The sequence below is a fragment of the Microbacterium sp. 05T445 genome (genome assembly GCF_056395865.1).
This window is the reverse complement of record NZ_JBFTKJ010000001.1, coordinates 1,167,940-1,187,862: the sequence shown is the minus strand read 5'-3', so window position 1 is coordinate 1,187,862 and position 19,923 is coordinate 1,167,940. Positions and strand designations below refer to the sequence as shown.

Below are 19,923 nucleotides of genomic sequence, written 5' to 3'. Positions count from 1 at the left end.
GACACTCCGTGGGCATGGAGCCCAGAAGGGACGCCGAGTCGCTGCGGGGGGCGCGACGGAGCACCGGACGACGGCTGCCGAAGAGGGCGGCGGCCGGACGTCGATCATTCACGTCGACGCTCAAGGCGCTCGACGACCTCGCCGCATCCGGCGCCAAGATCTCGGTGCGCATCACCGACCTCGACCGCGGCACGTCGGTGCTCTCGGGCGACGACTTCGTGACCCTGCCGGTGGCCGGCCTCGGGGTGGTGCCGCTGCTCATCGAGGTCGCGGCCGCCTTCGAGTCGGGGCGGCTCGAGCCGCTGGAGATCATCGACCGCGCGCACCTGGAACCGGTCGGCGTCGGCGGGGTGTGGCAGCATCTCAAGGCGCCCGCGCTGCCCCTCACCGACCTCGCCGTGCTGACCGCCGCGACCGGCGATGCGCTGGCCGCCAACGCGCTGCTGCGGCGCGTCGGGCTTCCGGCGGTCCGGTCCCGCATCGAGGAGCTGGGCCTGTCGCGCTCGGCGCTGCTGGACCGCTTCCGCGACGAGCGCGGTCCCGACGACGCGCCGCACTTCGCCCTCGGCTCGGCTCGCGAGCTCGCCGAGGTCTTCGCGGCCCTGGTGAACTCGCAGGTCGTCTCGCCCAGCGTCAGCGCCCAGGTCGCGGAGTGGCTGAGCCTCAACCACGACCTGTCGCTGGTGGCATCCGCGACCGGTCTCGACCCGTTCTCCCACGAGAACGACGAGCACGGGCTGCTCTTCATCAACAAGACCGGCCGCGACGCCGGCGTCCGCGTCGAGGCCGGCGTGCTCGCGGGCCCCCGCGCCGGGGTGTCCTACGCGCTCATCGTCTGTTTCGACGACCTGTCGATCTCGCACCGGCTGCGTGCGCATGAGGCCTTCCGCGTGCTGGGCACCGACCTCATGGAGTACGTGTTCTGACCGGGATGCCGCGGCATCGCGGTCGCGCCGGGCACCGGCGCCGGGCTCACCTCAGATCGCGACGCAGCGGCGCGATGACGGCGGCCGTCGCCGCGACGAGGGCGTAGGCGATGAGGATCGCGGCGCCGACGGCAGGAGAGGTCAGCGGCGCGGCGCCGAGGGACGTCTGCTCCGCGATGGTGTCGGTCAGGAAGGTGAAACGGGTCAGCGACGAGGTGGCGCCGCCCGGCAGGAACGCATAGACCGCGTTCACGCCGGGGATCAGCATCAGCACGTGCTCGAGGAAGTAGAAGTAGCCCATCACGATCCCGATCGCCAGGAGCTGGTGGCGGGCCAGCGCCCCGATGGCGACGCCGAGCACCATGTAGACGGCCGAAGCGACCGCCAGCTGCGCGAGCGTCACCATGAGCTGCTCGACCGTGAGGCCGATGTCGACGCCGCGCACCGCGGCCGCGCCGAGCAGGGCGAGCCCCGACGAGACGGATGCGACGACGCCGTAGAGCAGCCCGAGCAGCGTGTAGACCGCGAGCTTGGCGAAGAGCACGCGACCGCGCCGCGGTACGGCCAGGAACGTGGTGCCGATCGTGCGATGACGGTACTCGCCGGTGATCGCGATCGTGCCGATGAGCGCCGGGACGAACAGCAGCAGGGCGCCCAGGCCGACGACGAGGCCGGCGCCCTGCGCCGTGTCGATGCCGGGCATCGGCGTGGTGGAGTTCTCCGGGCCGATGAGCGCCAGGAGGCCGGTCATGCCGCCGCCGCACGCGACGGCGGCCAGCAGCGTCCACAGCGGAAGCCGGGTGGAGAACAGGCGGACGAGTTCGCCATGGATCGCATTCATCGTCGTGCATCTTCCTGGGTGAGGTGGAGGAAGGCGTCCTCGAGCGACGGCCCGGTCCCGAGGGCCTCGGCGAGGGTGCCGGTGAACGAGATCCGTCCACGATCGATGAGGACCACGTCGTCGACGGTGTGCTGGAGGTCGTTGAGGAGGTGACTGGAGATCAGCACCGCCCCGCCGGTGGACGCGAAGTGGCGCAGGAAGCCGCGCAGCCACGCGATGCCCGCCGGATCCAGGCCGTTCGACGGCTCGTCGAGCACGAGGATCCCGGGCTCGCCGAGCAGCGCCGTCGCGAGCGACAGGCGCTGGCGCATCCCCGTCGAGAATGTGCCGATCAGCCGGTCGGCGAACTCTTCCGCGTGGACCATGGCGAGGACCGCGTCCACGCGCTCGTCGGCGAGCCCCGCCAGGGCGCAGTAGGTGCGCAGGTGGCCCCGCGCGGTCATCCTCGGATGAGCGGAGGCGATGTCGAGGACGGCGCCGACGGTACGGAAGGGAGTCGCGAGGTCCACGTAGTCCTGTCCGTGGAGTCGGGCGGTGCCCTCGTCCGGGCGGATAAGACCGAGCAGCATCCGCAGCGTCGTCGACTTCCCGGCGCCGTTGGGACCGAGGAACCCCACCACGCGCCCCGCCTCGACGGCGAAGCTCACGCCGTCCACGGCGTGCACCGCTCCGAACCGCTTGCTCAGCCCCTTCACCTGGATGGCGGGCTCGGCCGCGGTCCCGCCCGGCGTCATCGTCTGCATCCCGTCGTCCGCACGTCGTTCTCCTCGTGGTGCTCGTAAAATCGTTCCTATGAGGTGGAACATTATCACGATGATAATAATGGTGGAGGAGCACGCGTGAGCGACTCCTCGATCGCCGACGTCGTCCTGCACCCGGTGCGGCTGCGGATCATCCAGCAGTTCGGCGGCCGCAGCCTGACGACCGCGCAGCTGCGGGAGACGGTCCCGGACGTGACGCAGGCGACGCTGTATCGGCACGTCGCCACGCTGGTGGATGCCGGGATCCTCGCCGTCGTCGAGGAGCGGCGGGTGCGCGGCGCCGTCGAGCGCACGCTCGCGCTCGGCGAGCGGATGGCGCACGTGGATCAGGGCGCCCTGCGCGCGATGAGCGACGTGCAGCTGCGGTCGGCGCTGCTGACCTTCCTCGGCTCGGTCGCCGCGGACTTCGACAGGTTCGTCGACAGCGACGACGAGGGCCTGCGCGACTTCGTCGGCTTCGGCCGCGTGCCGCTGTACGTCGATGCCGACGACCTCGCCGCCATCCAGTCGGGTCTCGCCGAGCTTCTCGGTCCCTACCTGTCGGACCGCGGCGGGGATCGTCGGCGCGTCGGCTTCGTGACGCTGCTGGTGCCCGAGGCGGACTCTCCCTCAGCGACCGGCTGAGCGCCGGGCGGACGACGGGATCAGGGCTTGCCGTACCGCGCGCGCAGGTCGGCCTTGCGCACCTTGCCCGACGCCGTGCGAGGAAGGTCCTCGACGACCACCACGTTCTTCGGCAGCTTGTAGCGGGCCAGCAGCCCGTCCAGCGCCGCGCGCACGCTCTCGGTGTCAGCCTCGGCGCCCTCCCGGAGCGTCACGACGGCCCACGGCACCTCGCCCCATCTCTCGTCGGGCACGCCGACGACGGCCACCCCCGAGATGCCCTCGATGTCGGCGATGAGACTCTCGACCTCGGCGGGATAGATGTTCTCACCGCCGGAGATGATCATGTCCTTGAGCCGGTCGGCGATGTACAGGTAGCCGTCAGCATCCAGATAGCCCAGGTCGCCGGAGCGGAACCAGCCGTCGTCGGCGAACGCCGCCGCCGTTGCCTCGGGCAAGCCGTGATAGCCGAGGAAGACATTCGGGCCGCTGACCTCGATCTCGCCGACGGTGCCGCGCGGCACCACGTCGCCGTGCTCATCGGCGATGCGCACCTCGGTGAAGAAGTGGGGGAGACCGACACTGCCCTGCTTCCGTCTCGTCATCGCCGGCGACAGCGACGTCGCCCCCGGGGACGTCTCGGTCATGCCGTACCCCTGCGAGAACGACAGGCCCCGCTCCTCGTAGGCGTTGAGGATGCGCGTCGGCACAGCCGAACCGCCGCACGTCAGCTTGCGCAACGTCGACAGATCGGTCGACGCCCACGCAGGATGGTCGGCCATCAGCTGGTAGGTCGTCGGCACCCCGCTGAGCATCGTGACGCCGCGCTCGTGGATGAGGGCGAGTGCGCGTCCGGGCTCGAAGCCCTTCTCCAGCACGAGCGTCGCGCCCTTCATGAGCACGGGCAGGGCGCCCATGCCGAGCGAGGCGACGTGGAACAGCGGCGAGATCATCAGCGACACGTCGCTCGAGACCACGTCGTAGTCGACGATGCAGTTCAGCGCGGCCCAGGTGAGATTGCCGTGGCTGAGCACAGCCCCCTTCGGGCGCCCGGTGGTGCCGGACGTGTAGATGATCGCGGCCGGCTCGTCCAGCGCGACCTCGGCGACGGTGTGGCCGCCCGGCGCGTCGGCGACGAGCCTCGCGAGTCCTGGATGCTCGGGGGTTCCGTCGCCGGTGACGATGACGTGGGCGATGCGCGCGGCTTCGATGCCGGGCATCGCCCGGCCGAGGAACTCGGCATCCAGCACGACCGCCCGGGCGCCCGAGTCGACGAGCACGTGCTGGATCTCGGGCGCCGCGAGCCGGGTGTTGACCGGTGTGAACACCGCGCCCAGCTGCGCGGCGCCGAACATCACCTGCAGGAACTGCGGGCTGTTCTCTCCGATGTAGGCCACGACATCGCCCCTGCGGATGCCGCGATGCCAGAGCACGGCGGCGACGTGGTCTGCGGCATCCGCCAGCTGACGATAGGTCAGCTCGTCGTCGCCGAACACGACAGCAGGCGTGTCGGGGTTCTTCAGGCGCCGCTTGGCGAGCCAGAAGCCGATTCCGGAGTGCATCGTTGCGTGTCCTCTCCCTCGAGGCGTTTCGTCTCGGTCGCTGCGCTCGCTCGCTCAACCACCGGCGGCCTCAGGCGTAGAAGCGGTACAGGCCTCGGGCGGCGACCGCGGGCTTGTCTGCGCCCTCGATCTCGATCGTCTGGTCGACGGCGAACTGGTAGCCGCCGCGCACCTCCGTCACCTCGTCGATGACGGCGGTCATGCGCACGCGTGCCCCGACCTTGACGGGGGAGACGAAACGCACCTTGTCGAGGCCGTAGTTCACGCGCGTGGTGACGCCGGTGACGTCGAACAGCTCCGACCAGAACCTCACCGCCAGCGACAGCGTCAGGAAGCCGTGGGCGATGGGTGCGCCGAACGGGCCGTCAGCGGCTCGCTCGGGGTCGACGTGGATCCACTGGTGATCGTCGGTCGCATCGGCGAAGAGGTTCACGCGGTCCTGCGTGACCTCGAGCCACTCGGTGCAGCCGAGATCGGTGCCGGCGAGCCCGGCGACGTCGGCGTAGGCGACGGTGGTGGTCATGGTTCTCCTTCGATGGACGGGGTCCTGGGTGATGTGCGTCGCCGGGCCCGGCGACGTCCGGTCAGGTGAATGCGGAGGCGCCGGTGAGTCCGCGGCCGACGATGAGCGCATTGATCTCGTGCGTCCCCTCGTACGAGTAGACGGCTTCGGCGTCGGCGAAGAAGCGGGCGACGTCGTGGCCGAGCAGGATGCCGTTGCCGCCGAGCACCTCGCGGCCCAGCGCCACCGTCTCCCGCGCCAGGCGCGCGGTCTGCATCTTGGCGAGCGCCGAGTTCTCGTCGGCGAACGCGCCGGCATCCTGCCGCGCCGACAGCTGCACCACGAGCGACAGCGAGGCGACCGTGTTGCCGAGCATCCGCGCGAGCTTCTCCTGTACGAGCTGGAAGCCGCCGATCGGGCGATCGAACTGGTGGCGCTCCCGCACGTAGCGCACGGTCGCGTCGAGCGCGCCGGCCTGCAGCCCCGCCGCGATCCACGCGACATCCGACCTCATCGCGCGGAGGATGCGAGCCACGTCGCGCCAGCCGTTCACGTTCTGCAGCCGCGAGGTGTCGGACACGCGCACGCCCGAGATCGTGATGAGCGCGTTCTGCATCGGACGCAGCGATACCTTGCCGCCGATCGCCTCGACGCGCACGCCGTCGGCTCCGGTCGGCACGAGGAAGGCCTTGACCGCGTGGTCGTCGACATCGCGCGCGAACACGACGAGGACATCGGATGCCGCGGCGCCGCCGATCCACATCTTCCGGCCGTCGATCACCCATTCGTCGCCCTCGCGGCGCGCCGTCGACGCGAGGCCGCCCGCGATGTCGGAGCCGTGCTCCGGCTCGGTCAGGGCGAACACGCCCTTGACGTCGAAGCTGCGCACGCGGGGGTCGAGTCCCGCGGCCTGCTCCGGCGACCCTCCGAGCTCGATCGTCGTCCGGAACAGGCCCGACTGCGCGTTGTACAAGGTCGCCACCGACACGTCGGTGCGGGCGAGCACGTAGTTGCGGAAACCGGAGAACACGCTCGACCGCGCCTCGGCGGCATCCACCCCCTCCGGCTGCATGAGATCGAGGGGGATGAGCGCGTCGAGCACGCCGGCCGGCATGGTCGCCGTCTCCCACGCGTCGGCGAGGAGCGGGCGGATGTCGCGCTCGAGGGTCTGCTGCAGACGCCCGAGCGCGATGCGTGCGGCGGGGCTGAGATGCGCGGCCGCGATCGCGTAGGGGTCGAACCCGAACGTCGTGTCCGCCTCGAGCGCCGGCACGTCAGCTTCCGAGGCCGAGCAGGCGCACGGCGTTGGCCTTGAGGATGCCCGGCATGGCCTCGGGCGTGAAGAGGGCGGACGCGTCGGCATCGCGCGTCCAGCGCTCGGGAGTCAGCAGCGGGAAGTCCGAGCCGAACAGCACGCGGCCCTTGAGGTACGAGTTCGCGGCGCGCACCAGGGACTGCGGGAAGTACTTCGGGCTCCAGCCCGACAGATCGATCCAGGTGTTGTGCTTGTGGGTCGCGACCGACAGCGCCTCGTCCTGCCACGGCACGGACGGGTGCGCCATCACGATCTGCAGGTCGGGGAACCGCGCGGCGACCGGATCGAGCAGCATCGGGTTCGACAGGCCCAGGAGGAGCCCGCGGCCTCCCGGCAGGCCTGCGCCGATGCCGGTCTGGCCGGTGTGGAACAGCGCGACGACACCGGCGTCCTGCAGCACCTCGTACAGCGGGAAGTGCGCATCGTCGGACGGGTCGAAGCCCTGCACGGTCGGGTGGAACTTGAATCCCCGCACGCCGGCGTCCTCGATGAGGCGTCGTGCGCGCTCGAGCGCGTCGGGGCGCCGGGGGTCGACCGAGCCGAACGGGATGAGCACGTCGTTGTTGCGCGCAGCGCCCTCGGCGACCTCGGCGCTGGAGATCGGCGTGTGGCCGAGCTGCGTCTCGGCGTCGACCGTGAACACGACGGCGGCCATCCGCCGCTCGCGGTAGTAGTCGGCGACCGAGTCCAGATCGGGCCGTGGCCCGTCGGTGCTGAAGTACCTCGACGCCGCCGCGGCGAGGTCGTCGGGCAGCGAGGCGTGGCCGTGCCCGTCGATCTCGATGTGCACGTGCACATCGATCGCCGTCAGTGCGTCGAGGTCGATCGCGGGTTCGTAGCGGGTCACGAGCGCTGGAGCTCCTCGGGGAGCGCCGGGAACTTCTCGCCGACCGACTGCAGGTCGCCGACGGCGCCGGCGAACCCGGCCGCGAGGTGGTCGTACGACCAGCCGCCCTCGCTGTACGCGGTCGCGACCGCCTCGGGGTGCGACCACAGTTGCAGGCGGTCGCCGCCGATGCCGATGGCCTGGCCGGTGACGGCGGCTGCGGCATCCGATGCCAGGTAGGCGATGAGCCCCGCGACGTCGTCGGAGGTTCCGAAGCCGAGGTCGCGGCGGAAGAACGCGGGCATGGGCTCGCCCGCCGCATCGGCCTCGACCGCGGCGGCGAAGTAGGGCACCGTGGCGGTCATCGCGGTCGCGGCGACGGGGATGACCGCGTTCGCGGTGATCCCGGCCCGCTTCAGTTCGAGCGCCCACGTGCGCACCATGCCGACGATGCCGGCCTTGGCCGCGGCGTAGTTGGTCTGGCCGAAGTTGCCGCGCTGGCCCGTGGGGGAGCCGATGCAGATGATCCGGCCGGCGATCTCGTTGTCGCGCATGTAGCCGGCCGCTTCGCGCACGCACGTGAAGGTGCCGCGCAGGTGCACGCCGATGACGGTGTCGAAGTCGTCGTCGCTCATCTTCCACAGCACGGTGTCGCGGAGGACTCCCGCGTTGGTCACCAGGATGTCGAGTCGGCCGAAGGTGTCGACCGCGGTCCGCACGAGCCGCTGTGCCGTCGCGGTCGGACCGACGGGCGCGACCACGGCGACGGCGCGGCCGCCTTCGGCCTCGATGGCAGCGACGGCCTCGGCCGCCGTGGCATCGTCGACGTCGTTGATCACGACGGATGCACCCTGCCGGGCGAGCTCCTGGGCGTAGGCCAGGCCGAGGCCGCGGCCCGAGCCGGTGACGATCGCGACCTTGCCGTCGAGAGGACGAGACATGCGGGGGCTCCTTCGTGTCGGGACCGCGTGGGGGATCCGGCATCCATTGAAATCGCAACAGTTGAAAAAGTCAATCATTCTGGATCTCTACGAGTTGAGATACGATCGACAGATGCCGAAGCCCGCCGACGTCGCCGCTCCGGCGGGCCTGCGGTCGTCGGCGCTCACCGACGATCTGAGCTTTCTGCTGGCCCGCGCGAACGCGTACGCGCTCGCCGCCGGCAACGCCGCGCTCGCCCAGCACGGGCTGAAGGTCCGCTCGTACTCGGTCCTCGTGCTCGCCTCCGGCCAGGCGCGTCCGTCGCAGCGCGAGCTCGCCGAGTTCCTCCGGCTCGACCCCAGCCAGGTCGTGAGCCTCGTCGACGAGCTGCAGTCGCGGCGCCTGGTCGAGCGGCAGCCCGATCCCTCGGATCGTCGCGCCAACGTCGTGGTGGCCACGGATGCCGGCCGCGACCTCGTGGCCGCCGCGCGCGAATCCGCACGTGCCGCCGAGGAGCGCGTGCACGCGCAGCTGAGCCCGGCCGACCGGGAGGCCCTGGCCGTCCTGCTGCGCACCTTGGCCTTCCCCGAGGACTGACCCCCGTTCCCGGATCGACGCGTCGCGGCCGCGAGCGTCCGCACACGCCATGGCGTCGGCATCCTCCGAGTCAGCGCCGTGCGAGCACGAATCGGTCGCGCCCGGCGAACAACCCGACCGCGGTGAGCGCCACGAGCACGCCCAGAAGCATCGCCAGCGGCGCGATCCAGCCGCCGGTGAGGCTGTGCAGTCCACCGAACACCACGGGACCGAAGGCGGCGATGACGTAGCCGACCGATTGGGACATGCCCGACAGCGCGGCCGACGTGTCGTGGTCGCGGGCCCGCTGCGCCATGAGGGTGAGCGACATCGCAAGCGTCGCGCCGCCGGTGAATCCGATGAGGGACGCCCAGGCGAGGATCGCGCCGGGGGCGAGCATCATGCCGGTCACGCCGGCGATCGCCAGCGAGGGGATGAGGGCGGGGGCCCAGCGTTCGAGTCCACCGCGCAGGATGAGGGGCAGCAGCAGCGAGCCGCCGAGCGAGAACAGCTGGTAGACCATCACGTCCACGCCCGCGACGACCTCGGAGCGGCCGAGCGACATCGACATGGGAGCCAGCCAGGTGACGAACATGTAGAACATGGATGCCTGCAGCCCCATGTAGACGGCGACCTGCCACGCGACCGGATCGGTCCAGATGCCGGTGCGCCCGCGGCGTGCCCTCGAGCGGTCGTGCGCCCCGGCGGCTCCGCGGTGCGCCCACCACCACGCCACGAGCGCGAACGGCAGCAGCGCGGCACCGGTGACCAGCAGGGCGGATCGCCAGCCGGCGGTGTGCCCGCCGACGTCGAGGTGCGAGATCGGCACGACGACCCCCGACGAGACGGCGCCCATACCGGCCAGCAGCGCGGTGTACGTCGCGGTCACCGCGGGGACGTGCCCCGCGAACTCCCGTTTGACCACGGCGGGCATGAGCACGTTGATGATCGCGATGCCGATGCCGACGATCGCGGTGCCGACCCACAGGCTCACGATGGGCCCGGGGACCGATCGCACGAGCGTGCCCGCGAGCAGCACGAGCAAGGACCCCAGCAGCACGCGCGGCTGTCCGTGGCGTCTGCTCAGGTCGTGCGCGAGCGGAGAGAACAGCGCCCATGCCATCAGGGGCACCGCGGCCAGCAGCCCGAGCGCGGTCGTCGACATGCCGGTGTCGGCCCCGATCTGGTCCAGCAGCGGCCCGAGCCCGGTGATCGCCGGCCGCATGTTGGCCGCGACGAGGCACACCGCCGCGAGGAGCATCGCCACCGCCGCGCGGCGTGACGGGGCGGCGGTGGCGGGCGCTGGTGCCGGGGCCGAGGGCGACCGGTGACGGTGGGATCCGGATTCGCCGTTCAGGCCAGGCCCTCCAGCGGCCAGCCCGTATACGCCTCGGCGAGGTAGCGGCTGCCCGCCTCGGACTCGACGACCGAGCGCAGCTCGCCGAGCTGGCGGAGCCGGTCGAAGTCCGATGCGTCGGGCGCGACGTGCAGCATGTTCGTCATCCACCACGAGAAGTGCTGCGCCTTCCAGATGCGGTGCAGCGCCGTCGCGGGGAACGCGTCGATGAGACGGTCGTCGTTCTCGAGCAGCAGCGCCCGCAGAGCTCGCTCCAGCACCAGTACGTCCGCGACGGCGAGGTTCATGCCCTTCGCACCGGTCGGCGGGACGGTGTGGGCGGCATCCCCGATCAGCGCCGCGCGACCGCGCCGCAGCTCGTGGGCGACGAAGCTGCGGAAGCGCAGCACGTCGCGCTGGAAGATCGGACCTTCCTTGAGCGTCGTGCCGGGCACGCGCGCCTGCAGCTCGTCCCACAGCTGCGCCTCGCTGTACGCGGCGGGGTCGGTCTCGGGGTCGCACTGGAAGTACATGCGCTGCACGGTGTCGCTGCGCTGGCTGATGAGTGCGAACCCGTCGGGCGAGTTGCTGTAGATCAGCTCGTCGGCGCTCGGCGGCGCCTCGCACAGGATGCCGAACCACGCGAAGGGGTACTCGCGGAAGTGGCCGCCGGTCGCCGAGCCCGTCACCGCCTCGCGCACGACGCTGCGCGACCCGTCGGCGCCGACCACGAACTCCGCCTCGATCTCCAGCGGCGCACCGTCGGCGTCGGTCGCGATGACGCGCGGCCGATCGGATGCCGCACCCTCGACGCGTAGGGCGGTGACGCCGAATCGGAGGTCCTGGCCCCGGTCGAGCCGCACTGCGATGAGGTCCTTGAGGACCTCGTGCTGCGGGTACAGCCACACCCCGCGGCCGACGAGGTCGGCGAAGTCGATGCGGTGACCCGCGCCGGCGAAGCGCAGCTCGATGCCGTCGTGACGGTGGCCGACCGAGCGGACGCGGCTGGACGCGCCGCTGGACTCGAGCACTTCGACGGTGCCCTGCTCGAGGATGCCGGCGCGGATGGTCGTCTCGACCTCGTCGCGGGTGCGCTGGTCGATGACGACGGAGTCGATGCCGGCTGACGCGAGCAGGTGCGACAGCAGCAGGCCGGCGGGCCCGGCGCCCACGATGGCGACACGGGTGCGGATGGGGGTGGTCATGCGGTCTCCTTCGACGACGTGCGCCACCCATCGTGCGGGTGAGGACGACCTCGGGATCCGCGACTCCCATTCAACGGGATGCCGCGAGACGAGGATCAGCGCCGGTAGCCCATGGCCCGCTCGATGTCGCGTGCCGCTCGGTGCAGCTCCTCGAGGGCGAACGCGGTCTGCGCGTCGCGGGGGAGGACGACCGAGAGCGCCGCGACGGTCGCCCCGGTCTCGACGCGCACGGGCACGGCGAGGCCCGTCGACACCTCCTCGATGTAGCCCGGGGCGATCGCGTGCCCGAGCGATCGCACCTCGGCGAGCTTGCGGCGCAGCGCGACCGGGTCCACGAGGGTCGACGGGGTGAGCGCCCGCAGCGGGCGCGCCAGCACCCGCTCGCGCAGCTCGTCATCGGCGAACGCCATCAGCACGAGCCCCGAGGAGGACGCGTGCAGCGGAAGCCGACCCGCGACCCGCGTCACGTTCGCGCCCGCGCCCTGACCGCTCAGCCGTTCCAGGAACAGCGCCTCGTCCTGCTCGAGGATCGCCAGCTGGGTGTGCTCGCGCACGCGCGCCTGCACGCGCTCCATGAACGGCAGGGCGGCCTGCCGCAGCCGCAGGGCGTGCGAGGAGCGCGTGGCGAGCTCCCACAGGCGCATCCCGACCCGGATGCGCCGGTCGTCGTCGCGCTCGAGCAGGCCCGCATCGACGAGCTCTCCGACGATGCGGTGCGCGGTCGAGGGGGGAAGACCGCTGCGTCGGCCGATCTCGGCGGCGGTCTGCGCGGTGCGGGTGGGGGTGTAGGTCTCGAGCACGCGTACGAGTCGATCCGTCATCGAGTCGCCGGACGGGGAGTTCGCCACGCGGCCAGTCTGCCACGGTCGAGGAAGCGAGTCCCATTCATCGGGAGGACGATGACCTCGGGCGATCGCTGCGTCGCACGATGGTGAGGGCTCGCAGGTGAAGCCCCACCCGAGCCCGTGTCGAAGGAGACCGTCATGGATGCCGCGCCCACGGCCGCAGCGCCCGAGTCGCTGCTGGCCTCACCCGACCAGCCGCCGCAGGCCGAGATCACCCGCGAGATCGCCGACCACCACGCGGCGACCGCCCTCCGCGAGGGAGCGGGGGAGGCGCTGCCGCCCACGCTGCACGACTTCCCGCCGTATCGCTCGAGCCTGCTCCGGCATCCCACCAAGAACCCCAAGCTCGTGGACCCGGAGAGCATCGAGCTCTGGTCCCCGGCCTTCGGTCAGCGCGAAGTGGCCGCCATCGAGTCGGACCTGACCGCGCAGCACGCCGGCGAGCCGCAGGGCGAGCGCATCACCGTGCAGGGGCGCCTTCTCGACTCGTGGGGCCGGCCGCTGGCGAACCAGCTCGTCGAGATCTGGCAGGCGAACGCGGCGGGCCGCTACATCCACCAGCGGGACCAGCATCCTGCCCCCCTGGATCCCCACTTCACCGGTGCCGGCCGCGCCGTCACCGACGACCACGGGTTCTACCGCTTCACGACGATCAAGCCGGGCCCCTACCCGTGGCGCAACCACGTCAACGCGTGGCGGCCCGCGCACATCCACTTCTCGGTGTTCGGCTCGGGGTTCACCCAGAGGCTGGTGACGCAGATGTACTTCCCCGGGGACCCGTTGTTCCCCCTCGACCCCATCTACAACAGCGTCTGGCGGCAGCAGGATCGCGACCGCCTCATCGGCGTCTACGACCACGACCTGTCGGTGCCCGAGTTCTCGATGGGCTACCGCTTCGACATCGTCGTCGACGGCCCGGACGCCACCTGGTTCGAGCCCGAGGAAGGGGACCGCTGATGGCTGTGATGCGCGACCTCGGTGCGAAGACCCACGAGCCCACCCCCGGCCAGACCGTCGGACCGTTCTTCGCGTTCGGCCTGGACTACCCGAAGAAGCACGAGGTCGTCTTCCCGCACAGCCCGGGCGCGATCGTGCTCGGCGGGACGGTGTTCGACGGCGCAGGAGCGCCGATCCCCGACGCGGTCGTCGAGATCTGGAGCGCCGACCGCAACGGCGCCATCCCCCGTGCGCACGGCGCGCTCGGTCGCGACGACCACACGTTCACCGGGTTCGGGCGCGCGGCGACCACCGACGTCGGCCGGTACGAGTTCTGGACCTGCGACCCGGGACCCGTCGACGGCCGAGCGCCGTTCTTCTCGGTCGTGGTGTTCGCGCGGGGCCTTCCCGACAAGCTCGTGACGCGCATCTACCTCCCCGAGCACGACGAGCTGCGCGCGGCGGACCCGCTCCTGTCCTCCCTCGACGAGAGCGAGCGCGCTACGCTCATCGCGACGCGCCTGCCGGGTGGCCACCTGCACCACGACATCCACCTGCAGGGCGAGAAGGAGACCGTGTTCCTTGCGTTCTGACCCTCACGGCGCCCCGCTGGACGCGGGGCTGCTGTCGCCGGTGACCGTCGGGCACGACGCGACGGTGACGGATGCCGCCTGCCTCGACGCGCTGGTGACCGCCGAGGTGGCGCTGGCCCGCGCCTACCGCGAGGCCGGGGTCGCCCCGGCTGCGGCGGTCGACGAGATCGAGGCGGAGTTCGGCTGGCTGGGCGGACTGCGCGGATGCCCCGGCCACGGCGTGGACGGCGTCGCGCTCGCGGCGGATGCCGTCGCCGGCGGCAACCCCGTGATCCCGCTCGTCGGGCTCATGAAGAACCGGGTCTCGCCCGAGGCGGGCGCGTGGCTGCACCGCGGGGCGACCAGCCAGGACATCCTCGACACGGCGCTGATGCTGATCGCCCGTGCGGCGACGAGCCGGATCGTCGCCGCGCTCGCGCACATCGAGGTGTCGCTGCGTTCGCTCGCCCGCTCGCGGCGCGACGAGGCCGCGACGTCGCGGACGCTCTCCCAGCACGCGGTGCCGACGACCGTCGGCGCCCGGGCGGCGGGATGGCTGCGCGGCGTCGCACGCGCGAAGACCCGGGTCGAAGAGGCCCAGCGGCGCCTGCCCGTGCAGCTCGGCGGAGCGGCCGGGACGCTCGCGTCCTTCGCCGAGATCGCGGGCGCCGACGTCGCGGCGGCGCTGCCCGCCCTGTACGCGCGAGAGCTCGGCCTCGCCGCCCCCGACGCGCCGTGGCACACCGAGCGCTGGCCGGTCACCGAGCTCGGCGACGCCCTGGTGCAGGCGATCGACGCCGTCGGCAAGATCGCCGCGGACGTCGCGACGCTCAGCCGCACCGAGATCGGCGAGCTCGCCGAGGGCGCGGCCGGCGGGTCGTCGGCGATGCCGCAGAAGCGCAACCCCGCGGCATCCGTGCTCATCCGTTCCGCGGCGCTGCGCGCGCCCCAGCTCGGCGCGACGCTGCACCTCGCGTCGGCGCTCGCCGTGGACGAACGACCGGACGGCGCCTGGCACGCGGAGTGGCCGACGCTGCGGGAGCTGCTGCGCCTGGCGCTCGGCGCGACGGCGCACGCGGCGACGCTCGTGGCCGGCCTGCACGTCGACACCGACGCCGTGGCACGCAATCTGGCCGCGACGCGGGGCCTCATCGTCGCCGAGCGGCTCTCGATCGTGCTGGGCCCGCGTATCGGCCCCGAGCGGGTGACGCGACTCGTCGCCGACGCCGCCGGCGGAGGCGACCTCGCCGCCGCCCTCGTCGGGCTGCCCGAGGTGACCGCGCTCGCCGCCGAGCGGGGCGTCGCCCCCGACCTGCTCGTCGCCGACCTGCTCGATCCCGCCCGCTACACCGGGCTCGCCGGCCGTCTGGTCGACCGGGCCGTCGACCACGGAGCGACCGCTCCCCGAGAGGAGGACGGGTGATCCCCACCATCTCGCTGACCGTCCCGGTCGGTGCCGCGCACGCCCCGCTGCTCGTGCTCGGGCCGTCGCTGGGCACGTCCACGCTGCTGTGGGACCGCGCGATCCCGACGCTCGCCGATCGGTACCGCGTCCTCGCGTGGGACCTTCCTGGGCACGGCTCCGCGCCGGCGGCGACCTCGCCGTTCACCGTCGCAGAGCTCGCCGACGCCGTCGCCGACGCCGTCGACGGGCCGTTCCTGTACGCCGGGGTGTCGCTCGGCGGCGCGGTCGGCCTCGAACTGCTGCTGCGTCACCCCGACCGCGTGGGTGCCGCCGCGATCCTGTGCTCGGGTGCGGCCATCGGCACCCCCGACGGCTGGCACGAGCGTGCGGCGCAGGTGCGCGCCCAGAGCACGTCGAGCCTCCTCATCGGCTCCGCGCAGCGCTGGTTCGCGCCGGGGTCGATCGGCCGCGACCCCGACACCACCGGCCGGCTGCTGCACGCACTGCAGGACGCCGACGACGAGAGCTACGCGCTGTGCTGCGAGGCGCTGGCCGCCTTCGACGTGCGCGATCGGCTCGGCCTCATCGCCGCCCCGGTGCTCGCGGTGTGGGGCGATCACGACGCCGTCACGCCCGAGGCATCCGCCCGTGAGATCGCCGCCGGCGTGCCGCGCGGCCAGGCGCTCGGGATCCCGGATGCCTCCCATCTGGCGCCCGTCGACGATCCTGCGGCCACCGTGACCGCCCTGCGCGGGTTCTTCGACGCGATCGTGGCGGAGCGTGCCGCATGACGCGTCCGGAGGGTGAGGGCCTCACCGACCAGGAGCGGTACGACCAGGGGATGACGGTGCGCCGCGAGGTGCTGTCGGACGCCCACGTCGACCGCGCCGTCGCGCGCACCACCCCGCTGACGGCGGACTTCCAGGACTTCATCACCCGTGTCGCATGGGGCGACATCTGGTCGCGGCCGGGGCTCGACCGGCGGTCGCGCTCGGTCGCCGTGCTCACGGCGCTCATCGCGCTGGGGCACGAGGAGGAGCTCGCGATGCACCTGCGGGCCGCGGTGCGCAACGGCCTGACCGTCGAGGAGATCACCGAGGTCATCCTCCAGGCGGGCCTGTACTGCGGCGTGCCCGCCGCGAACACGGCGTTCCGCATCGCGGGCGAGGTGTTCGCCGACGGGGTCTGACACTCCCTCGTCGCGTCGTTCGTCCCGGCGGCATCGGGCTGTCCGGCGTGGGCGAGCGCGTCCTGCGTCCGCGGTTCCGGGACTTCCCGAAGCGACGCGGGTTGCGTAGACTGGGCGCATAACGAACGAGTGTTCGCACAGCGAACATGAGGAGATCGCATGATCGACAAGACCGTCGCGACCGTCGAAGAGGCGGTGGCCGGCATCCCCGACGGGGCGACCGTCATGATCGGCGGCTTCGGCCGTGCCGGCCAGCCCGTCGAGCTGATCGACGCGCTGATCGCGCAGGGCGCGACCGATCTCACGATCATCAACAACAACGCCGGGAACGGCGACGTCGGGCTCGCGGCGCTGCTGGCGCATCGCCGCGTGCGCCGGATCGTCTGCTCGTTCCCGCGTCAGCACGACTCGTGGGTGTTCGACGGGCTCTACCGCGCCGGCGAGATCGAGCTCGAGCTGGTGCCGCAGGGCAACCTCGCCGAGCGCATCCGTGCCGCCGGCGCCGGCATCGGCGCCTTCTACTCGCCGACGGGCGTGGGCACGCAGCTGGCGGACGGCAAGGAGATCCGCGAGATCGACGGCCGCAGGTACGCCCTCGAATACCCGCTCGCGGCCGATGTGGCCCTCGTCTCGGCGCGGCAGGCCGACCGCTGGGGCAACCTCGTCTACCGCGAGACCGCCCGCAACTTCGGGCCGATCATGGCGGCCGCGGCGACGACCACCGTCGTGCAGGTCGACGAGATCGTGCCGCTGGGGGCGCTGGACCCCGAGGCCGTCGTGACGCCGGGCATCTTCGTCGACCGCGTCGTGGCGGTGGGGGAGCGCGCGTGGCTCGACGGGGGCGCGTTCGTCGGCGGCGTCGACATCGAGGGGCGTCCGGTGGCGGCGGCCGGAACGGCGGCGGGCGCATGAACGCCGTCGAGACCACGCGTGAGGCGACGCGCCTGTCGCGGGAGCAGCTGGCCGCCCGCGTCGCCCGCGACATCCCCGATGGTTCGTACGTCAACCTCGGCATCGGCGCGCCGACGCTGGTGGCCGACTACCTGCCGGCCGACCAGGAGATCATCCTCCACACCGAGAACGGGATGCTGGGCATGGGTCCCTCGCCCGAGCCGGGCGCCCTCGACCCCGACCTCATCAACGCGGGCAAGCAGCCCGTCACGGCACTCGCCGGCGCCTCCTACTTCCACCACGCCGACTCGTTCGGCATGATGCGCGGCGGCCACCTCGACGTGTGCGTGCTCGGGGCCTTCCAGGTCTCGCAGGGCGGCGACCTCGCCAACTGGTCCACGGGGGCGCCCGGGGCGATCCCCGCCGTCGGCGGCGCGATGGACCTCGCCATCGGCGCCAAGAACGTCTACGTCATGACCGACCTGCTGACCAGGACGGGCCAGTCCAAGCTGGTCGAGGCGTGCACGTATCCGCTGACAGGCGTCGGCTGCGTCACCCGCATCTACACCGACCACGCCGTCTTCGACGTGACGCCGGAGGGCTTCGCGGTGCGCGAGGCGTTCGGCGACAACACCGTCGAGCTTCTCGCCGAGCTCACCGGCGTGGAACTGACGGATGCCGGGGCCACCGGCATCCGGGAAGGCGAATGACATGGCCACCTACGTGTACGACGCCGTCCGCACCCCCTTCGGCCGCGCCGGCGGCGCCCTCTCGGGCGTCCGGCCCGACGACCTCGCCGCCGTCGTCATGAAGGCCACGATCGAGCGCACCGGCCTGGACCCGGCGCGCGTGGACGACGTGATCTTCGGCGACGCCAACCAGGCCGGGGAGGACAACCGCAACGTGGGCCGCATGGGCGCCCTGCTCGCGGGCTTTCCGACGTCGGTGACGGGTGTCACGGTCAACCGGCTGTGCGCCTCGTCGGTCGAGGCAGTGATCCAGGGGTCGCGCGCGATCGAGGCCGGCGACGCCGACATCGTGCTCGCCGGCGGCGTCGAGTCGATGAGCCGCGCGCCGTACGTCGTGGAGAAGTCACCGCGGCCGTGGCCGAGCGTGGGCAACCAGACGATGTGGAACACGTCCATCGGGTGGCGGATGACCAACCCCGCGCTGCCCAAGCACTGGACGATCTCCAACGGCGAGTCCGCCGAGCAGATCGCGCGCGAATGGGGGATCACCCGGGAGGCGCAGGACGCGTTCGCCGTGCGCTCGCACCGGCTCGCCGCCGCGGCGTGGGCGGACGGCGTCTACGACGCCGAGGTGGTGCAGGTGCCCGGCGCCGCGCTCGCGCGCGACGAGGGCATCCGCGACGACACGTCGGTGGACAAGCTCGCGGGGCTGAGGGCGCTGTTCGCCGCGGACGGCGCCGGCACGGTGACCGCCGGCAACTCGTCCCCGATCAACGACGGCGCCTCTGCGGTGCTGCTGGGCCGCGAGGGCGCCCTCCCCGGCGAGCCGCTCGCGCGGATCACGGGCCGCGCCGCCCACGGGGTCGATCCCGACCAGTTCCCGATCGCGCCCATCGAGGCGGCGAACAAGGCCCTCGCCCGGGCCGGGCGCACGTGGGCCGACGTCGACCTGGTCGAGCTCAACGAGGCCTTCGCGTCGCAGTCGCTGGCGTGCCTGGCCGGCTGGCCCGACCTCGACCCCGCGAAGCTCAACATCCACGGCGGCGCGCTGGCGATCGGGCATCCGCTCGGCGCCTCGGGCGGGCGCATCATCGGGCATGCCGCCCACGAGCTCGCCCGGCGCGGCGGCGGTGTCGCGGTCGCCGCGATCTGCATCGGCGTGGGTCAGGGGCTCGCGGTCGTCCTCGAGCGCTGACCGGGGTGGATAGGGTGAGCCGGTGACCGTGACAAGTGACGACGCCGCCGCGACCGGGAACGACACCGTGCAGTCGCTGGCGCGGGGGCTGGCGGTCATCCGCGCGTTCGATGCGGAGCATCCCGACCTGAGCCTCAGCGACGTCGCACGCCGCGCCGACATCACCCGCGCCGCCGCCGGGCGGTTCCTGCGGACCCTCGAGCAGCTGGGCTATGTGCGCGGGACCGACGAGCGCTCCGGGCGGCGGTTCTCGCTCACGCCGCGGGTGCTCGAGCTCGGCTTCAGCTACCTGTCGGCCCTGTCGATCCCCGAGATCGTCCAGCCGCACCTCGAGACCCTGTCGCGCGAGATCGGCGAGAGCGTGTCGGCGGCGGTGCTCGACGAGCACGAGATCGTCTACGTCGCGCGCGTGCCCACCCGCCGCATCATGAGCGTGCGCATCACCATCGGCACGCGGTTCCCCGCGTTCGCGACGTCGATGGGCCGCGTGCTGCTGGCGGGGATGCCGGATGCCGCCCTGGACGCGCTGCTGGCGGCATCCGATCGCCCCTCCCTCACCGAGCGGACCGTGACGGACGCGCCCGCGCTGCGCGCCGAGATCGACCGCGTGCGGGATCAGGGCTGGGCGCTCATCGACGGCGAGCTCGAGCCGGGCCTGCGCTCGGTCGCCGTTCCGCTGCACGACCGGCGGGGCGACGTGGTCGCTGCGGTGAACGTGTCGACGAGCGCGACCCGCGACAGCGTCGACCGCATCGTCGCCGAGTACCTGCCGCGGCTGCAGCGCGCCGCCGCGGTGATCGACGCGGAGCTGCGCCTGGTGTGATCCC

The 19,923-nt window shown here is 72.3% G+C and carries 22 protein-coding genes; 12 read left to right on the top strand and 10 right to left on the bottom strand.

All coding sequences use genetic code 11. The annotated features are described in order from the left end of the window. The first annotated feature begins 14 nt into the window (after nt 1-14). Nucleotides 15-926 carry a serine hydrolase gene (locus tag AC1DDU_RS05755; protein WP_477431997.1) on the top strand — a complete coding sequence of 304 codons (912 nt, stop codon included), beginning with the start codon at nt 15-17 and terminating at the stop codon, nt 924-926. A gap of 46 nt (nt 927-972) precedes the next feature. Here the strand turns inward: AC1DDU_RS05755 and AC1DDU_RS05750 are convergent, their stop codons facing one another. Both AC1DDU_RS05750 and AC1DDU_RS05745 read right to left on the bottom strand, forming a co-directional pair. After that, nucleotides 973-1,767: an ABC transporter permease gene (locus tag AC1DDU_RS05750; protein WP_477431995.1), complete on the bottom strand. Its 795-nt coding sequence runs from the start codon at nt 1,765-1,767 to the stop codon at nt 973-975. Further along, nucleotides 1,764-2,510 carry an ABC transporter ATP-binding protein gene (locus AC1DDU_RS05745; RefSeq protein WP_477431993.1) on the bottom strand — a complete coding sequence of 249 codons (747 nt, stop codon included), beginning with the start codon at nt 2,508-2,510 and terminating at the stop codon, nt 1,764-1,766. Before AC1DDU_RS05745 ends, AC1DDU_RS05750 begins: the two co-directional genes overlap by 4 nt. 96 nt (nt 2,511-2,606) lie before the next feature. Here AC1DDU_RS05745 and AC1DDU_RS05740 point away from each other — a divergent pair, with 96 nt between their 5' ends. Next, a complete protein-coding gene (locus AC1DDU_RS05740; RefSeq protein ID WP_477431992.1) occupies nt 2,607-3,152 on the top strand; it encodes a helix-turn-helix domain-containing protein in 546 nt (181 codons plus the stop codon). A 20-nt stretch (nt 3,153-3,172) separates the two neighbouring features. On the opposite strand, the gene AC1DDU_RS05735 is transcribed toward AC1DDU_RS05740, so the two are convergent. From AC1DDU_RS05735 to AC1DDU_RS05715, 5 genes are all read right to left on the bottom strand, one after another. Next, complete coding sequence (locus tag AC1DDU_RS05735) at nt 3,173-4,693, bottom strand: acyl-CoA synthetase (protein WP_477431990.1); 1,521 nt, start codon at nt 4,691-4,693, stop codon at nt 3,173-3,175. 70 nt (nt 4,694-4,763) lie between these two features. Then, nucleotides 4,764-5,216: a MaoC family dehydratase gene (locus AC1DDU_RS05730; RefSeq protein ID WP_477431988.1), complete on the bottom strand. Its 453-nt coding sequence runs from the start codon at nt 5,214-5,216 to the stop codon at nt 4,764-4,766. Between the two features lie 61 nt (nt 5,217-5,277). Further along, complete coding sequence (locus AC1DDU_RS05725) at nt 5,278-6,468, bottom strand: acyl-CoA dehydrogenase family protein (protein ID WP_477431986.1); 1,191 nt, start codon at nt 6,466-6,468, stop codon at nt 5,278-5,280. 1 nt (nt 6,469) lies between these two features. Then, on the bottom strand, nt 6,470-7,357 hold the full coding sequence (locus AC1DDU_RS05720) for an amidohydrolase family protein (RefSeq protein ID WP_477431984.1): 888 nt from the start codon (nt 7,355-7,357) through the stop codon (nt 6,470-6,472). Beyond that, nucleotides 7,354-8,277, bottom strand: a complete 924-nt coding sequence (locus tag AC1DDU_RS05715; protein ID WP_477431982.1) for an SDR family NAD(P)-dependent oxidoreductase — start codon at nt 8,275-8,277, stop codon at nt 7,354-7,356. The genes AC1DDU_RS05720 and AC1DDU_RS05715 overlap by 4 nt, the downstream gene beginning before the upstream one ends. A 112-nt stretch (nt 8,278-8,389) precedes the next feature. Here AC1DDU_RS05715 and AC1DDU_RS05710 point away from each other — a divergent pair, with 112 nt between their 5' ends. Further along, nucleotides 8,390-8,854, top strand: a complete 465-nt coding sequence (locus AC1DDU_RS05710) for a MarR family winged helix-turn-helix transcriptional regulator (RefSeq protein ID WP_477431980.1) — start codon at nt 8,390-8,392, stop codon at nt 8,852-8,854. A 70-nt stretch (nt 8,855-8,924) separates the two neighbouring features. Here AC1DDU_RS05710 and AC1DDU_RS05705 read toward each other — a convergent pair whose 3' ends face one another. The 3 genes from AC1DDU_RS05705 to AC1DDU_RS05695 all read right to left on the bottom strand — a co-directional run bounded on the left by AC1DDU_RS05705 (nt 8,925) and on the right by AC1DDU_RS05695 (nt 12,222). Beyond that, entirely contained in the window at nt 8,925-10,094 is a 1,170-nt protein-coding gene (locus AC1DDU_RS05705) for an MFS transporter (RefSeq protein WP_477433438.1), read from the bottom strand. A gap of 92 nt (nt 10,095-10,186) precedes the next feature. Further along, on the bottom strand, nt 10,187-11,374 hold the full coding sequence (locus AC1DDU_RS05700; protein ID WP_477431978.1) for a 4-hydroxybenzoate 3-monooxygenase: 1,188 nt from the start codon (nt 11,372-11,374) through the stop codon (nt 10,187-10,189). A gap of 95 nt (nt 11,375-11,469) precedes the next feature. Further along, entirely contained in the window at nt 11,470-12,222 is a 753-nt protein-coding gene (locus AC1DDU_RS05695; protein WP_477431976.1) for an IclR family transcriptional regulator, read from the bottom strand. 135 nt (nt 12,223-12,357) lie between these two features. Here AC1DDU_RS05695 and pcaH point away from each other — a divergent pair, with 135 nt between their 5' ends. The 9 genes from pcaH (at nt 12,358) to AC1DDU_RS05650 (ending at nt 19,919) form a co-directional block, all read left to right on the top strand. Beyond that, complete coding sequence (gene pcaH / locus AC1DDU_RS05690; RefSeq protein ID WP_477431975.1) at nt 12,358-13,176, top strand: protocatechuate 3,4-dioxygenase subunit beta; 819 nt, start codon at nt 12,358-12,360, stop codon at nt 13,174-13,176. Then, nucleotides 13,176-13,748, top strand: a complete 573-nt coding sequence (gene pcaG, locus AC1DDU_RS05685) for a protocatechuate 3,4-dioxygenase subunit alpha (protein ID WP_477431973.1) — start codon at nt 13,176-13,178, stop codon at nt 13,746-13,748. The genes pcaH and pcaG overlap by 1 nt, the downstream gene beginning before the upstream one ends. Continuing rightward, nucleotides 13,738-15,150: a lyase family protein gene (locus tag AC1DDU_RS05680; RefSeq protein ID WP_477431971.1), complete on the top strand. Its 1,413-nt coding sequence runs from the start codon at nt 13,738-13,740 to the stop codon at nt 15,148-15,150. The genes pcaG and AC1DDU_RS05680 overlap by 11 nt, the downstream gene beginning before the upstream one ends. Further along, complete coding sequence (locus tag AC1DDU_RS05675; RefSeq protein ID WP_477431969.1) at nt 15,147-15,923, top strand: alpha/beta fold hydrolase; 777 nt, start codon at nt 15,147-15,149, stop codon at nt 15,921-15,923. Before AC1DDU_RS05680 ends, AC1DDU_RS05675 begins: the two co-directional genes overlap by 4 nt. After that, the gene (gene pcaC, locus AC1DDU_RS05670; protein ID WP_477431968.1) at nt 15,920-16,321 is read left to right on the top strand and encodes a 4-carboxymuconolactone decarboxylase; all 402 of its coding nucleotides are present in this window, start codon (nt 15,920-15,922) and stop codon (nt 16,319-16,321) included. Before AC1DDU_RS05675 ends, pcaC begins: the two co-directional genes overlap by 4 nt. 159 nt (nt 16,322-16,480) lie before the next feature. Continuing rightward, on the top strand, nt 16,481-17,233 hold the full coding sequence (locus AC1DDU_RS05665; protein WP_477431966.1) for a 3-oxoacid CoA-transferase subunit A: 753 nt from the start codon (nt 16,481-16,483) through the stop codon (nt 17,231-17,233). Beyond that, nucleotides 17,230-17,922 (top strand): 3-oxoacid CoA-transferase subunit B, encoded by a 693-nt coding sequence (locus AC1DDU_RS05660; protein WP_477431964.1) that lies wholly within the window; start codon nt 17,230-17,232, stop codon nt 17,920-17,922. Before AC1DDU_RS05665 ends, AC1DDU_RS05660 begins: the two co-directional genes overlap by 4 nt. Nucleotide 17,923: 1 nt before the next feature. Beyond that, a complete protein-coding gene (locus AC1DDU_RS05655; protein ID WP_477431962.1) occupies nt 17,924-19,096 on the top strand; it encodes a thiolase family protein in 1,173 nt (390 codons plus the stop codon). Between the two features lie 22 nt (nt 19,097-19,118). Then, nucleotides 19,119-19,919, top strand: a complete 801-nt coding sequence (locus tag AC1DDU_RS05650; protein ID WP_477431960.1) for an IclR family transcriptional regulator domain-containing protein — start codon at nt 19,119-19,121, stop codon at nt 19,917-19,919. Nucleotides 19,920-19,923 lie beyond the last annotated feature (4 nt).